This window comes from Paraflavitalea sp. CAU 1676, from assembly GCF_029223285.1.
GTDB lineage: Bacteria > Bacteroidota > Bacteroidia > Chitinophagales > Chitinophagaceae > Paraflavitalea.
Genome location: NZ_JARHUJ010000003.1, coordinates 1 through 14,596, shown reverse-complemented (window position 1 = coordinate 14,596; position 14,596 = coordinate 1). Strand labels below are relative to the sequence as shown.

General features: G+C 39.8%; 14 protein-coding genes. 5 read left to right on the top strand and 9 right to left on the bottom strand.

Going from position 1 to position 14,596, the window contains the following annotated elements; translation table 11 throughout:
• Nucleotides 1-3: 3 nt before the first annotated feature.
• Together P2H89_RS08925 and P2H89_RS08920 are read left to right on the top strand one after the other, a co-directional pair.
• A complete protein-coding gene (locus P2H89_RS08925; RefSeq protein ID WP_275826359.1) occupies nucleotides 4-1,062 on the top strand; it encodes a T9SS type A sorting domain-containing protein in 1,059 nt (352 codons plus the stop codon).
• A 309-nt stretch (nucleotides 1,063-1,371) separates the two neighbouring features.
• Entirely contained in the window at nucleotides 1,372-2,697 is a 1,326-nt protein-coding gene (locus P2H89_RS08920; RefSeq protein WP_275826358.1) for a hypothetical protein, read from the top strand.
• Nucleotides 2,698-2,795: 98 nt separating this feature from the next.
• On the opposite strand, the gene P2H89_RS08915 is transcribed toward P2H89_RS08920, so the two are convergent.
• The 4 genes from P2H89_RS08915 to P2H89_RS08900 form a co-directional block, all read right to left on the bottom strand.
• Nucleotides 2,796-3,560 (bottom strand): hypothetical protein, encoded by a 765-nt coding sequence (locus P2H89_RS08915; protein WP_275826357.1) that lies wholly within the window; start codon nucleotides 3,558-3,560, stop codon nucleotides 2,796-2,798.
• 229 nt (nucleotides 3,561-3,789) lie between these two features.
• Nucleotides 3,790-4,944 carry a DUF4062 domain-containing protein gene (locus P2H89_RS08910; protein ID WP_275826356.1) on the bottom strand — a complete coding sequence of 385 codons (1,155 nt, stop codon included), beginning with the start codon at nucleotides 4,942-4,944 and terminating at the stop codon, nucleotides 3,790-3,792.
• A 67-nt stretch (nucleotides 4,945-5,011) separates the two neighbouring features.
• Nucleotides 5,012-5,881, bottom strand: a complete 870-nt coding sequence (locus tag P2H89_RS08905) for a hypothetical protein (protein WP_275826355.1) — start codon at nucleotides 5,879-5,881, stop codon at nucleotides 5,012-5,014.
• 515 nt (nucleotides 5,882-6,396) lie between these two features.
• Complete coding sequence (locus P2H89_RS08900) at nucleotides 6,397-6,651, bottom strand: helix-turn-helix transcriptional regulator (RefSeq protein WP_275826354.1); 255 nt, start codon at nucleotides 6,649-6,651, stop codon at nucleotides 6,397-6,399.
• Between the two features lie 476 nt (nucleotides 6,652-7,127).
• On the opposite strand from P2H89_RS08900, the gene P2H89_RS08895 reads away from it, so the two are divergent.
• The 3 genes from P2H89_RS08895 to P2H89_RS08885 all read left to right on the top strand — a co-directional run bounded on the left by P2H89_RS08895 (nucleotide 7,128) and on the right by P2H89_RS08885 (nucleotide 8,179).
• The gene (locus P2H89_RS08895; protein WP_275826353.1) at nucleotides 7,128-7,451 is read left to right on the top strand and encodes a hypothetical protein; all 324 of its coding nucleotides are present in this window, start codon (nucleotides 7,128-7,130) and stop codon (nucleotides 7,449-7,451) included.
• Nucleotides 7,452-7,488: 37 nt separating this feature from the next.
• On the top strand, nucleotides 7,489-7,770 hold the full coding sequence (locus P2H89_RS08890; RefSeq protein WP_275826352.1) for a hypothetical protein: 282 nt from the start codon (nucleotides 7,489-7,491) through the stop codon (nucleotides 7,768-7,770).
• Nucleotides 7,771-7,831: 61 nt separating this feature from the next.
• Nucleotides 7,832-8,179, top strand: a complete 348-nt coding sequence (locus P2H89_RS08885; RefSeq protein ID WP_275826351.1) for a single-stranded DNA-binding protein — start codon at nucleotides 7,832-7,834, stop codon at nucleotides 8,177-8,179.
• Between the two features lie 371 nt (nucleotides 8,180-8,550).
• Here P2H89_RS08885 and P2H89_RS08880 read toward each other — a convergent pair whose 3' ends face one another.
• From P2H89_RS08880 to P2H89_RS08860, 5 genes are all read right to left on the bottom strand, one after another.
• Nucleotides 8,551-9,228, bottom strand: a complete 678-nt coding sequence (locus P2H89_RS08880) for a DUF5677 domain-containing protein (protein ID WP_275826350.1) — start codon at nucleotides 9,226-9,228, stop codon at nucleotides 8,551-8,553.
• Nucleotides 9,229-9,383: 155 nt separating this feature from the next.
• Nucleotides 9,384-11,147, bottom strand: coding sequence for an AIPR family protein (locus tag P2H89_RS08875; protein ID WP_275826349.1), 1,764 nt, complete (start codon nucleotides 11,145-11,147; stop codon nucleotides 9,384-9,386).
• 171 nt (nucleotides 11,148-11,318) lie between these two features.
• Nucleotides 11,319-11,915, bottom strand: coding sequence for a hypothetical protein (locus P2H89_RS08870; RefSeq protein WP_275826348.1), 597 nt, complete (start codon nucleotides 11,913-11,915; stop codon nucleotides 11,319-11,321).
• 231 nt (nucleotides 11,916-12,146) lie between these two features.
• Nucleotides 12,147-12,581, bottom strand: coding sequence for a hypothetical protein (locus P2H89_RS08865; RefSeq protein ID WP_275826347.1), 435 nt, complete (start codon nucleotides 12,579-12,581; stop codon nucleotides 12,147-12,149).
• A gap of 260 nt (nucleotides 12,582-12,841) precedes the next feature.
• Nucleotides 12,842-13,528 (bottom strand): hypothetical protein, encoded by a 687-nt coding sequence (locus P2H89_RS08860; protein WP_275826346.1) that lies wholly within the window; start codon nucleotides 13,526-13,528, stop codon nucleotides 12,842-12,844.
• Between the last annotated feature and the right edge of the window lie 1,068 nt (nucleotides 13,529-14,596).

Below are 14,596 nucleotides of genomic sequence, written 5' to 3'. Positions count from 1 at the left end.
ATCATGAGCAATAAAGTAATCATCCTTCTTTTCGCTGTGCTGCTCGCTAAGGGCGGTCAGGCTCAGACCTACGAGATCAGGGCCGTGAACAAGGGCGGCGGCTTTGTGGGGGTCGAAATGCGGATCACGGCGGGTACGGCACCTACGACAGCCGATTTTGTGACCGACCTGGTATTTGGCCTCAAGTGGCAGTCGACCTACAATGTAGACCTGCTGAATACGCTCACCACGAATTTCCATGTGGTGAAGAGCGATATCCGCAAAACCAAGGGGGCCTTTCATTACCAGGCGTTTTCGGCCAGTATCACGCCCTTTCTGTTTCCGGCCGATTGGGCACTGAATGGCTGGGTAGAGCTGCTATCGGTACGCAACACCCTTACGGGTATTGGCACAGGCACCTTCGAGGTAGCGGAGACCGGGTTTGATATCACGACGGAGCCCAACCTGGGCGTGAGCTTAACGGATGTAACGCCTACGGTGGTGGCCAGTGCTACGCTGGTGGCGTTGCCGGTGAATTTAGTGAAGTTCGAGGCGCAGGCGCAGCAGAGTTCTATCCTGGTGAGCTGGGTAACGGACCATGAGGAGAATGCGAAGAGCTTTGACATAGAGCGGGCGGATGAGCGCAACAGCGCCGACTTCAAGCGGGTGGCTACCCTGCCGGCCAAGGGCGCGAATGGCGGCACGTATGAGTGGACAGATAAGAATGTAATGGGCGGATTGAAATATTACTATCGACTGAAACAGATCGACCTGGATGAGCGCTATAGGTATTCGGAGATCCGCACTGCCTCCCTGGACGACGTGACGAATACCTCAGTGAAGCTGATGCCGAACCCGGTGGATAAGGAGTTGCGGGTGGTGCTGGGGGGTACGATACGGGAGGAGCAGTTGCTGATCAAGATCACGGATGCGCGGGGGCGTGTGGTGATGGTGAAGGATTACAAGCTGAGTACGGGCCGCAAGCTAACGATGTCGGCGGTGGCGCTGATGCAGGGGCAGTACTTCCTGACGGTGGAGAGTGGTAAGAGCGTGCTGGCGGTGAAGCCATTCTTTAAGCAATAGCATTTTAGTAGGGGTTTCGGATACCATAGAAAGCAGGTCGGCACAGGACTGGGCTTTCGGCAGGCCCACCATGATCTAGGATTGTGGTGGGCCTGTTTTGTTGGTGGCGAGGAAAATTGTTCTTGGAAGAGAGCCTATCCTATGGTAGATTTCCGTACAGAAAAGCCAATATTGCAAATGCCATCATGTTGGTAGAATATTGTGAGTGACATTATCTTTGAAGTAAAATTCTTGATGGTATTCTTTGTCCGCTATTGGATCTTTAAGTAAGATGATATAAAGAATAGAAAAAGTTAAATAAGTTGAAACATGCAAAATGAAGTTGAACTTTTGAAAGTCGCTAAGAATGTGGAAAAACACATTCTACATGAAATAATCTTAGTGTGCCTTGGTGAAAGCCGCATATTACGTGGTTCTGATAGTGTTTTATATAGCTTTGATGTAAACTCATCATTGACTATTTATTATGATGGAAAAGATACGTTGGTGAATATAGTATCTGTAAATATGATTGAGGAAATAAGAACCCGAATTAGCGAGCGAATTGAATTGGTAAAAGTAAAAAAGAAGTTGATTGGGCATGTAGTTCTATTTTGTAGCTCTCCTGTATTAGGATTTTTTAAGTTTGAAGATAGATTCCAAATTCGACCAGTTCCCGACGATGCGCCAAAGGCTGGCAGCGTTCTCATGAACTTGCATCCTTTCATTTTAGAGTATAAATATGACGGCTTTGAGGATGTTTTTGCCAATCAGGCTCTTGTATCTAAACTGAGAGAGAATTATTGTTGCTTATTTAGTACGCTTCTAAGCAACTCTTTTAGCCTTGAAAATTACTCAAATTGGAGTTGGGTTGTTGAACAAGACGGTCCTGCCGAATCAAAGCTTCTGCAGAACGGGTACTTTTTTAGGACGGATCAATTGACCAGTGATAAGTTTTCAAATACGTCACAATTTGAGCCAATTAAAATAGAAGGAGTCGGTGAGTATTCATTTGGTATTAAATCAATAGGCGATTATCGATTTAGAATTCCTGATTATTTTATTTGCGCGATCGATAAATATTATAGCGTAGCATTCGATGATAAAAGAGAAATATTTAATGAGTCGATGTATTGGTATTGTAAGGCAAGTAGAGAACTAAGGCAATCAGTGTCGGCAACATGTGTTTTTATTGGAATGTCGTTGGAGAAATTAACCAAGTATGAAAAGCCCCAAAAGTGCGGCGTTTGTGAAGAAAGCAATATTCATTTTGTTAAACTAAAAGATGCTATTCTGAATAAGTTTATGGAGAGGAGTTTTGAGAATGAAAAAATTTCCAAGGAGATGATGATGTCAATTGTTGAATCTAAAGAGGGGTATTATTGTAAATCTTGCGGGTCTTTCGTTGCAGAAGGTAAAAGTAGCAGCAAGCTTATTGTCGAATTGTTTGATAAATACTATCCGGTACGAAATGAGTTTTTGACAAAGATTAAAAGCGATTTTTATCCTAAGTTCCGATCCTTTGTTGCTCACGGAAGTTTATTTCAGTCTGATAAAAAGAGAATTCCTTTTCCTCTGGACGTTACTGCTGATGTTGTTGAATTGTACCTTTCAATGAATAAAGAAATACTTATAAGTTGGTTGATTAATTCTTGATCTTGTTCATAGAGCTAAACTGGATGTTGGCATAAATAAAGTTTCGGAGGGGATAATTGTTTACACTACTTGGAACAAGACACTGGCACGATTATGAATTATGAAATACTACCCACTGCGTTAGCGATAGTTGCATCTTCAAGGATTTTTAATCGATTACAAAGTAATTCTCTCATTAGTAAATCATAACGATTTACTTTCTCAAACTGTTTTTCTGCTATTTTTTTATGCCTTGTAATAATTGATATCAACTCTTCATTGAGGGTGTATCTAATTTTGGCTTGCTCAGAAGGCTGATCTTTTTCCAGATTTAGATTCAATTCTGCTCTTGAAAATGATAAGAAGAGATCGTAAATGGTGTTGAAAAGTATTTTGTCTAATTCGAGAACTTCATCAATTAGCTTTGATTTTAAACCAATGAATTCGTTGTCATGTGTAAATAGAGTTAGATGTGCGGCTGCTAGGTCATATTCGTATTGCCTTTTTTGATTGTCTAAAACTGCAAGGTTGATATCTCTGTAGTTTTCAAGATGATATTTATAGAATGAGAATCTGAGTAGCGAATATATCCAAGCAGACTTTTGTTTATTGAATTCAAGCATTGCTTCTCTTTCAGCAGACTTTAAGTTAAGCTTATGCTGGTTAGCTAATGATAGTTTGGCTTTTAAGAACTCATTTTGCTTAGCTAAATCGGACTTGATATGTTCTATGATTTCAGTTATCTCTCCTATATCTTCTTTTGTTGCTTGATTTTCAGCTTTTCTCTCGAAATATTTTGGCCAATAATTCTTAAGTAAATAGAACGCAAATAATGAAACAATGATTGTTGCGAATTCTAAGATATAGTGTCGTAGTTCGGTCATTTAAGTAAATTTAATGTGCTGTAAAAGCAATCGCTGCTAACGTTGATGAAACGGCGATGTGGCGACATACTTTGCTCTAACTGTTCGGTGCTGCTGGTGATTAATGGTACTAAAGCCTCTTGTTTATTCTGCTGCTTTGTGTTACTCGTCTGCAGAAACCGAAACTGATTAGTGGATAAAAAAAATGGTCTTCGTCCACGATGTTGCCAACGCACAGCTATCAGCTGGGTTATTTTGCCTCAATTGCCTTCCTTATGTTGTCCATAAATTCTCTAATGTCTTTGTCTATCTCGATTGCTGTCAATGGATTATATTCAGTTTCCAAAATTTGTTTTACATTCTTGACAGACGGAATATTTAATAATTGGGTAAACGTATCCTTGTCAATCTTTCCATTAAACTCCCTATACATTTCGGGATTCAGTCCTGCAATAATCCATGATTCTATAGAAGGTGTAGCTAAAACAAATTTCACTTTTGATGAATATTTTGATGGAATGAGCGCCGCTAAACGTTTCTTTAAACTTGAAATTCTAGATGGCGATTTTGTGTCAGAATCTAAAAGAATAAATGCTTTGTCGAAAATGTTTAGGTAAGGAATTACAATTGTCTTGAACTCATTTAGGATTCTGTATTTGCCATACGTTGGAATTATAGCAAAATCAGCGTCAAATTCCTGTGATGAGATAAGCTTATTAATAACATATCTGTCAACTTCGCCTTCTACAATTATTCCAATTTTTCTTTTTTCAGTTGGCAGCAAATTGGGTTTTGGGTCAGGAATAATTGTTTTCTCAAGTTCATTTATCCATTTCTCCAGCTTTATTTTAAAGTCAACGATTGTATTAAATGAAGCAATCCAATTGCTTGATGGTTGTTTTGTTATCCAATCAATTAAATCAAATAATTCATTTCTTTCTGCAAACGCCGGTCTGAATGTTTTTAGGTGTTGATTTGCTCTTCTAGTTTCTTTTTCATCCAAAATTCGTTGTCTTGAAAATGTGATAACATACTTTTTTGTATCGTAGGCTGTAATTAATTCGCACCAAGTAATACTTAAGTCTTTTGCTGGAATAGTTATTTCAAATGATTTTTTCTTTTCATTTTTATCAAGACCCCTTACTTTAAAAGTCTGGTCCTTAAATCTATCTACAAATGCACCTGCATAACGTCCGCCATATCTCTTGTCTATTAAGCATAAAACAAGGTCGCATTGTTCAACTGCTAGAATACATTGGTCGTGAGAATGAAGTCCCAATTTTCTGGCAGGAAAAGTTGGGCTTTCATGATACAGAACTTCGTGACCTTTTGATTCCAAGAGGTCGACAATCATAGCCCTGAAATCGACCAAGTCATAGGCTGTTGAACTCAAAAAGATTTTCATATTAGTCAGGGACTATGTTAGCATTGCCGCTAACGGACAGTTAATTCCGATTGGGGAAAATTCCATGTTAGCGGCTGTTTTTGAGAATGATATATGTTTTTAATTCAGATTTCTCCTGGCTAAATACCATTTGATTTCTATTCAGCAAAAAAAACTTCGAGTCATTTTCGTAAATCACATAAAATGTATCCAATTTCCTAATAGTTGAATCAAAAAGTAAATTTGGTTTGTCTGTCAAGGCAATTTTGTAGGGAGCTCCTCCGCCATATTTAGTCGGAATTTTCGGATAGAAATATTTTCCAAATAGAAAAGCGAAAACGATCAGAAATATTACATCTTGAGTCATACCTAACCTATAATTATTGTCACCAATGTCACCAATGGTTAACGCTGTCTTTGCTCCAATAATCAAAATGCCGATCCATAAATAGTAAATTGCTGAATTATATTGAGAATAGATGTAAATAATAACACCCATTAATATTAATGGTGGAACTAAAATGATAAGAATTGACCATGTATTACGAGGCTTCTTATATGATGCCCAGAACATATAAAGCACAAGAAAAAGCTTCAGTAGAATAATTGCCAAAGACCATGTCGGATTTTTTTCGAACATTGTATTTTTTTCGAGAAAGACTGGAGTCATCAAGAAAACCAGAATATGTAAAATGTAAGTCGCTAATAAAATCGAAGGCCAAGACTTTCTAAGATCGTCAGACATGGTTTCTGGCCTATAGCAAAAGTAAATGGAAAGGATAACGAGGGTCAAAAGAGTAATTAGTAGAATGCCAGTTTTTAAAAAAGTTAAGTTCAAAATATTATACTCGGAGAAGTTATAATTTGTGAGATAGCCATTAATAACAAAAAAGCCGAGGATATAGGCGAACGGTGTCACCTTCAAGACAATGTCAAATATTTTTTTGAACTCCGTCATAGAATAGTCGCTAACTCATTAATGTACGCACATTTCTCTAGCTCCAGCAATGAATGGACAGTTGCTAGAGGTGTGGTTTTCAAGGGGTATCGTCTAATATCTTTGCGCTGAAATTATATAAAATAAGCATTGCGCATAATTTACGGCTACATACGAGGTCCCTCGATTTATTATACAAAATACACACCGTGAAATTGATCGTCTTGACCAACTCGTATTCTGTACTATCATTGCCGAAATAAGGAACTCACATAACATTAGCTTCGCCACTTCAGTCACAGGCTAAAATCAATCTAATTCGATCCCTAGGTATCCTTCCCTCCTGAATTTACCTCGGTATAATCGGGGCCGATTTTACAGAAAATAAATGAAAAAATGGAGCAGATGCTAGGATTCTTTTACGGATGCTCTCAGGAATTGATTTAGCCCTTTCCATTAGCTTCTATCCTCGGGCTGTTTATTACCTTAAATCAAATCGTCTTAGAGTTGTTATAGTGGGTTGTTGAGGATTCAAACTATAGTTTTTCCGCAACCGCCCTCTCCGGCAAAAATTCCCTCGGCGACATCCCAAAATGTTCAGCCAGGGCGTTGATGTGCCTCAAATTATACTTACCTGCTTCACTCTTATTTTCTGCTTGGGTAACGAAGGTTCTACTTACGCCGATTATATCGGCAATGTCTGTTTGCGTTAGCTGTCTTTCTGTTCGCAGCTTCTTAACGAAATCTATTACATGCTGTTCAATGGGTGAAATCTTCACTTGTCGCTCCATATTCGCCAGGTAATAAAGAGTTTTTAAAAAACAATGCCATACATGTCTTTCATTGTTATTTTTCTACATATATTGCATCAAACAACGGTTATGCCATAAAGTAATATACCATAACTTGCGATAACTTCAAACAACTTATTGAAGCTATTCGCTTGGATTCTCTGTCTGAAACGTTGGAAATTTTGTACACGAGATGAAAAGTGAAGAGCCCGCTCACCCACAGTGCGGGTTCTCTCTTATCTGTGTACAGGCTTCCAACGGCCTCAGACAGGGTAAGCAGAGGCCCGCACTGTGGTTTTTCGCCCGCGCACCGATCTTCCACATCTGGCCGTTTACAGGCATCTCCAATACGTTTCTATCTACCAGTCCTCCGGTGAAATACCCGGCACCATCACTCCCAACCATCGATCCATATTTCACTTTCATGCCCGCATGAGAACAGGCTGCCTATTCCTCACCTTAAAAAACAAAACGCCATGGATTCACCATTTCAGGGGCTCAGCATTACGGAAGGTAATACCCGCCCCCACAATGCCGCCGATGCTATCCAATCCTTTTTCAGCAGCTTCTCCTTCGATGAAGTACACCTCCATTTATCCCGACTGGCGGCTTGCGCCCTCACAGAGAGTCAGGGGTTCTTCGAAGCCCAATCAGAGCGCAACAGCACCCTCTTCTTTTGCGAACAAGCCTGGTATGCCTTCCAGGGTATATACCGCCTGAAAGACGATCTGCAGCAACTCCATGATGGCGACGCAACCGGTATTCAGGCCCAGTCCGCTACCCGACTTGACCGTCAATAATCAATTCTGTTCTTTAACTACACATCTTCCTACAGTTATGAGAGACCTCAAAGACGTACGTTTTTACAACCTGGCACGAAGCGACTACTTTCATTTCTCCGTTTCCCTACATGGCGTGCACCTGTTTAGCACTATTCCGGTTACCAGGCGCTACGCCACATGGTTCATAGACCTGAACAAGATCCTTGGCGAAAAGTTCCCCGCCAGCGAAGGATACAAGGTCAAAATAAAGATCAGGACCGAAACACTTGCCGAAGTAGACTACGAAGAACTGTTTCCCGAAGATTACCCGTGGCACTTCCATGCCGGGAATAAGTAGCAAATGTGCAGGCCCCTACCCTTCTTCCGCAATTCTATCATTACCTCAACATTCAAACAACATGCACGACAACAAAGTACACCTCACCGGGCACCTCTTTGGCACGCCCACCATCCACAAGGATAAAAAAGTCGGTACCTGGGTTCAATGCACCGTTATGGTCGAGTGCGCTCACCGCAACCACAAAGGCCACCAGTTTTCAGGAACCCTGGCCATCAATGTGGTCATTTATGATGATATCGCCGAAAGATGCTTCAAGCACCTCGCCCGCCGCCAGGCTGTGGTGGTTGAAGGCAGACTTTCCCTGTTCAACAACATCGAAAACAGCGGCCAAAACAAGGGGGGCATTGAAATTACGGCTTCCCGTATCTCCGTTATCCAGGACAAAACCCGCAGGTTTGCCCCCTGACATCGAAAAAGCCCCGCGTTGACACGCAGGGCGTACACTAATCAAATTCGTTAACCATTAAACCTTATCCTTTATTATAGAAACAACAAAACCGGGTTGGTGTACTAAAGGAAAGCAATATTTATTTTTCGGGCGGAGTTAAGAGTGACTGCTGGCCCTGGGTGGGTCTTAATGGGTGGTGAGATCCTCCCCCTATTGGGTGCTAGGAAATTATAGAGAAACTTGCGTAAATGAGGATTTATTCGTCAGCCAGCATTGCAGCACCCCCATGGTGGGCGTTCGGCTTAGTTGTAGAGGTTACGGTAAAGTCCTTTCTTGTCTAGTTCTTATTCCAAATTATATTCGCACTTTGTCTTTGCTCATATCCCGTGTTAGGCGATGGTTTGCTGATCTTGGTATTTCGAAATGAGCTGTATTATGCGATTTGTAAAAATATATCCTTGCGAAATGAAAATATCTTTAAAAACGGGGTTGTCGTATTCATTGTTAATACTATTGACGATCCAGGAGGACGGGTGTATATACTTTGAATACAATTTGAAGAAAGCTTCATACTCGACTTTGTTATTTGTTTGCTGTGCCAAGTAACTAACAGTCCAATGTTTTGAAGGAGTAAAATCATTTTCCTTCATTAACTCTTTAATGTAATGAATCCTATCTCGAATAGCTTTTATGCTTGCTTTAGATGTGGTTTCAATTTTTAGCGCTAAGAAACCTTCATTGATTTCTATTTCATCAAAAGCTTTCTGACTAAGAAACTCTTTGCCTTTAGAAGGTGTACCGGTTATGTAAGCTACTAGCAAATAACTTTCGAAAAGATTTCTAGCTGAGATCGCATTATATTCAATTGGGAAATCTTCATGCGAAATTAAGCGTTCGAAAAGTGTTCCCGTGTAACTAGCTAAGGCTCGCAAGGCAAATAGAGTATAGTCATGTGTCTCCTTTTGAACAAGCGCCGAAGCTTTTTCATTCAATGTCGAAATCAGTTTGCGCAAACTTTCATTTACGTCATCGGTAAACTTTCCAGAAACTTTATTTTCAAATTTCATAAAGTGAATTATTTATCGCATAACGGGTTGCGGCGTTGCGTTGTGGGGGAGTAATACTGTTCATGCGAAGCACAACGGCTGAACATTGCACAAATGCTTCTACGGAGCACGTCAGCCCCCATAACACAAAACCGTTGTTATGCGGTCGTTCTTCTCTACTCTGCTTGAAGTCTGTATTCAAATTGTTCCTGTCCAATCGTTATTGTGTTTTTAAGTTTTTCATATTGTTGTTCGCCACCTTCCATTGTCGGCAGCATATCAATGTATTGTTCTATTGCTGCGTTAATGTCGTTGAGACTTTGCTTTGACTTAATCCAATTCTGTGGACTAAAAATGGTGTTGTTTGGTAAACTTCTATTTGATGCTACTCTCAAAGCTGTATTTAAACAACGTCCTGTCGTTTTTACAATTTGGTCAACCATGCCGTTTGCTTTTGCATTTTCCCAGGTGATGCTTGGTGTTGGAACTCTGTCGGACTTGTTGTTGCCAATGGCGAATATCATTGATGCCGCATACAGATGATGAAATGGTGCGTATGCTTTCATTGTTAGCAATGTTTCATTTATTCCAAGTGGATTTTTGTCTGTCCAGTTTTTCATAATTTCCTTCATCCAATTGTTCAGGCTCTGAATGTTCTCAGGCTTGTAATCACGCTTGAAAAGAATTTCAAAATACTTGTCAAAGATTTTTGTTTCTCCGTAAGAGATGTTTGGTCGCTGAGAATGCCAAGCAATTAAGTACTTTCCTAAGTCCGATAGGTCAATAATGAAATTTTTGTCTTTCTCTGGAGGTGCAATTTCTCCACGCTTTGTAATGAAATAACCTTGATTGTATTTTTGCTCAAAAAGTCGTTTAAGATTTAGCACTCTTTTGTCGTTGCTTCTTAAATCTCTTGGTTTGACAGCACTTTGTGAGTTGGTGTTAATACTTATCAAATCTGCTCTGTCTCTTTGGGGAATTTCGTAGAAGCGAAACAAAACGAAAGTATCGTCTAACTTTTTGGCTGTTTCACTGCAACTTTGAATAGTGTTTAGAGATTGGCAACCATTCACAACACTTAGCCCAAATAGCTTTAGTTTGTTGTCATTAAGTTCAAGTCTGTTGCAAATAGCTGTAATGCCATTATGAAAAAAGAAAAAGTCTTTGTGTTTGTCCCCTAATATTGTTTGCCTAATTTTTTTATTTACAGCATTACTACTACCTAAACTTTGTCGAACGTTTTTTTGAAACAATGAACCGTCCTTTATACCTTGAATTAAAACCGCCTCCTTCAATGGAACGGCTGCGACAACAACTTTTGTGTCTGCAATGTCAACCGCCATAAACTTATTGTCAGCAAGATTTAGCGTATAGTTTATTTGAGGATTGTCTGTTTCTAAAGCAAGGTCGTGTCGTCTGCCTAATTCTTCTTCGTCAACTAACGAAATAATCGCATCAAAGTCCTCGTTTTCTGAAATTTCAGCCAGTTGCTTTTGGAATGTTTCAAGGTCTTTCTTTGCAGAACTGGTCAATGATGCAGTTGTAATCAACTCAAAGCAAACTTCATATTCGTCTTCAAATGCTTTTGCTACTTCAGAAAGTTTTCTTTGAAGTTTGGCGTTTGCGACAGTTTGTAGTCTCACCAAATCTCTAAGTTGCATCCAAGAAGATAAAACTTCTCTTAATGGCTCTGCATCTACTTGTCCTTTTGAAATGTATTTGCCTTGAATGATTAAAATTGTCTGCTTGTAATCGTCAATTACAATGGCATCAATTTGCTTATCGTCAGCACCGTCCGTAATAGCGTCTTTGGTTTGATTTCTGTCCTGTTTTAGAATGTTGAATAAATACCAAGCAACAAACCGTTGTCCATCGTTAGAATAGTTTTGGATGTAGTAGTCCGCTTTGATTTCTTCTTGAATTTTTTCGTAGATGGTCATTTTTATATTATCTGTTTGTTGGTTGCACTGTCGTCATAGAATGCCGCATAACGGTTTCGGGCTTTGCGTTCGGGCGGGTTTCGGAGCACAAAGTTTCAATTTATTACTAAGGTTCATTAGAAGCACAAAGCTTCAAGTTTACAAGTCAGCCCGCCTGACGCAAAACCCGTGTTATGTGCCGTATTTTTCCTTCAATCGCTTTACTCGTCCAAATTCATCACCTTGAGGAATGAGTTTTACAATCCTGTCTGCGGGAACTGAGTTTGTCAAAACAATCTGATAGTCTTCCAAGGCAAAAGTCATAAAGTCAAGGTCATTAAGTTTGTCTGCAAGAGATTTTGGCGATTTGGCAATTTCTTGTTCTGCCAACTTCAAATGCAATTCACTTCGCTGGTCAAAGTCATATATATCATTTCCCAAGTTAGCCTGTCGTGCAAGCATTTCACCAAGTCGCCAAGTAATGTTGTTCTTAAATTCTACTCCAAGCTGTTTGACGGTCTTAATTTCCTTTTTAAAAATGTCTCGGTTGGTCGCACCAATCCAATGTCCGAAGTAGGCTGGTAAATCCTGTTGCTTAATCCTAAACACAATACCGTTATACTTCATTCTTTGTCTAACCCCGCAGTGATTGAAGAAATAAAGCCACCATCTGTCTATTGCTTTATGTCCTGTCAAAGGAAAACAGTAAAGACCTTTCTTAGACTTTGTAATTCCATTTTTCAATATGTTCTTTGTCTTACTGACGGGTGTCCAATGTACTGTTAGCATAGTTGTTTGCTGTGTCTACAATATGGCCCATAACGTCCACGCATTGCCGATGTGGTGGTATTCCGTGATTCATCAGCCGGGACGTCAGCCGGGTAAAGATATAGAGCTGAAGTTAGATCCAAAGTTGATCCGTGATTCGGAAAGCTGGAACTGCAGTTCATCCGTGTTGATGTCGACCAGGATTTATTCGTCAGCCACCATATTGGCAATGCAATGTTGGCTGTAGCTGTTTTACTTGTCAAGAACCCAGTTATAAAATCCTTTTATCGGCCGTCCAACAAAAGTTATGATGGTGCAAACTATAAATGGAAGGCAAGTTATTGTCGAAAAGCCTATAGAGTAACCTTCGTCAATATAGTGAGTGAAATATACTATGCTCATCCAAAATAAAACAAGTCCTGTAATTTGAAAAATCAGTTTGATTTCCGACTTATTTTTCAAGATTGAAATAATAAAAGCGATTTGTCCCAATAAAGTTGTCAAGCCAACCACGGGTAGATGACTTTCAAATGGAGCATTTAAACTTAAACTAAAAGGTTCTCTCGTAAAATATGGGAACCATAGAGCTTCAATAATCAGGAAGCATGCGCCGCCATGTCCAAAACCAACGAGAATAAAAGCATGAGTTATAATTGTCCAAGTTTTTAGTTTCTTGCTGGTTATCATTTTGAAAGTGTCAAACTATTGAGTCGGTTGAACTTAGGGTTGGCACAGTTACAGCCAACGTTCCGCCGGCTTTACGCAGGTGTGGTATTAGAATTCCGTCTGCCAGGAACGTCTGTAGATTGAAATTGATTGCTGAAGTTAAAATTCAAAGTTGAAGCTTGCTTGTCCCGCCCGAACCACTGCTGAGCTGCTCATAACTGCTCATTGTACTTCTGTCCAGCCACACTTGCGGAAAACCGCGTGTTAGCTGTAGTGTTGGTTTAAAACTCCGAATAAATATAATTTCCAATAAAGGTCAAGAAGTCTTGTTGAATATTGATATACTTTCCAATGGTCTTGCTATTTACAAACTTAAACTCGTCTTGTTCTTGAGAAAGTTTAGCTGTGACTTTGATAAATTCATTGTGCTTTGTTCTAAAATCTTCGTTTTGAAAAAGTTCTGAAAACAGATACTTATACTGGGTAAAGTTTTCAAGTTCATTTAAAATGATTAACCAAACTGTCACTCTGCCTTTCCCGTTTTCTTCATTTTTAATCATACTCGTTAGAACAGATTGCATGAATTTGTTTTTTACTTCATGAACTGAAAGCTTGTCAAGCTCGTAAACATATAGATTAGTTTTTTGGACTAGGTTTTCAAAAGCAGATTGTCTCATTTGATTGAGTGTAATTCTTTTCTGCGTTTCAATAGCTTTAGTAGCTTTGTTGTCTTCTCCTTTTGCCACTATATAAGTCAGAAAAATAATAGAAATTGTCGATAGTAATGTAAAGAGTGGATTTAGTATTCCTCCAATAAAATCTCCAAATTCATTATTCTTAAATGAATTATTATTAGCTATCCCTTTTAAATAATAGTCTTTCAAATAATAAGTCAGAGTTAAATAGAGTAATACCATAACAATTAATACTCCGGAAATTATAAGTAAGTTTTTTATAACAGGTTTCATGTATGTGAATGGTCTTTTAAACATTACAGCTAACTCATAAATATACGCACATTCCCCAGCTGCCACAATAAAGGGACTGTCGTCAGGTTTATGTATGTAATGGGTTGCTCACAAATAACTTAGTGCAAAAGTTATACAAAACGCGCATTGCGCAAAATGTATAACTATATCTAAGGCCTGACGATTTATTATACAAATGCGCATCGAGAGATTGACGGACTTAGTCAATTCAAGTTCCTCTCTATTACGGCCCCAAAGTGAAATTCTCACAAACACAGCTTCGCCACCTCAGTCACAGACCAAGTCCAACCCAAAGTGCCCACCCGCCTATCCTGCAACCTGAATTTCAACACTGTAGCACCCGCCCCGATTTTACAGAAAATAAATGAAATAACAGAGTGAATACCTGGAAATATTTGCCAATACCGTTAGATAGATGGATATGTCCCTTTCCGTTGTTTGTCCGCCGCTAGCCGGGAGGCTGAAACCCGTTAATGACGGACCACCTACACCTTCTCCATATTAAAGCCATTCGCACGTTTTCCCTGTACCTGGTACACCGCCTGCACAGCCGCGCGTTCAATCTCCTCCGAAATCAAGCATAGCAATATATCACAACACCCACTACTATATACAACACCAAAACTCTTCAAACCTAACCGCCCAATCGCAACTTTATTTTTTAAAGACCTGCTAAACTCCTCCAGCCCCCCCGGAAATCGAACTCTCAAAACCTGGTTTCCGTGATCATTCTCTGATCATTGCCTGATCGTTCCTTGATAGTCTCCTGATAAAGGCCTGATCAGGGCCTGATCACCACCTGATGATTCTCTGATCAACCCGCGAGTACCTCCTGAGTACTTCCCGAGTAACTCCTGGTTAACTCCCGGTAAACACCTGATCAACCACTGATGAACACCTGATCCATCACCCCACACAAACTGAATGTCTTGTACTGAAAAAACTTTACAGGTGGGTAGCTTATTACTGGGAGAGCTTTACAGTCGTTCACAATGATACGGATATAGCTTTACAGTTTGTCAGATTGTACGGATATAGCTTTACAGG

Excerpts from the sequence above, each read along its gene's own strand:
- P2H89_RS08925 (WP_275826359.1), top strand. The coding sequence starts at position 4 with ATGAGCAATAAAGTAATCATCCTTCTTTTCGCTGTGCTGCTCGCTAAG.
- P2H89_RS08920 (WP_275826358.1), top strand. The coding sequence starts at position 1,372 with ATGCAAAATGAAGTTGAACTTTTGAAAGTCGCTAAGAATGTGGAAAAA.
- P2H89_RS08915 (WP_275826357.1), bottom strand. The coding sequence starts at position 3,560 with ATGACCGAACTACGACACTATATCTTAGAATTCGCAACAATCATTGTT.
- P2H89_RS08910 (WP_275826356.1), bottom strand. The coding sequence starts at position 4,944 with ATGAAAATCTTTTTGAGTTCAACAGCCTATGACTTGGTCGATTTCAGG.
- P2H89_RS08905 (WP_275826355.1), bottom strand. The coding sequence starts at position 5,881 with ATGACGGAGTTCAAAAAAATATTTGACATTGTCTTGAAGGTGACACCG.
- P2H89_RS08900 (WP_275826354.1), bottom strand. The coding sequence starts at position 6,651 with ATGGAGCGACAAGTGAAGATTTCACCCATTGAACAGCATGTAATAGAT.
- P2H89_RS08895 (WP_275826353.1), top strand. The coding sequence starts at position 7,128 with ATGGATTCACCATTTCAGGGGCTCAGCATTACGGAAGGTAATACCCGC.
- P2H89_RS08890 (WP_275826352.1), top strand. The coding sequence starts at position 7,489 with ATGAGAGACCTCAAAGACGTACGTTTTTACAACCTGGCACGAAGCGAC.
- P2H89_RS08885 (WP_275826351.1), top strand. The coding sequence starts at position 7,832 with ATGCACGACAACAAAGTACACCTCACCGGGCACCTCTTTGGCACGCCC.
- P2H89_RS08880 (WP_275826350.1), bottom strand. The coding sequence starts at position 9,228 with ATGAAATTTGAAAATAAAGTTTCTGGAAAGTTTACCGATGACGTAAAT.
- P2H89_RS08875 (WP_275826349.1), bottom strand. The coding sequence starts at position 11,147 with ATGACCATCTACGAAAAAATTCAAGAAGAAATCAAAGCGGACTACTAC.
- P2H89_RS08870 (WP_275826348.1), bottom strand. The coding sequence starts at position 11,915 with ATGCTAACAGTACATTGGACACCCGTCAGTAAGACAAAGAACATATTG.
- P2H89_RS08865 (WP_275826347.1), bottom strand. The coding sequence starts at position 12,581 with ATGATAACCAGCAAGAAACTAAAAACTTGGACAATTATAACTCATGCT.
- P2H89_RS08860 (WP_275826346.1), bottom strand. The coding sequence starts at position 13,528 with ATGAAACCTGTTATAAAAAACTTACTTATAATTTCCGGAGTATTAATT.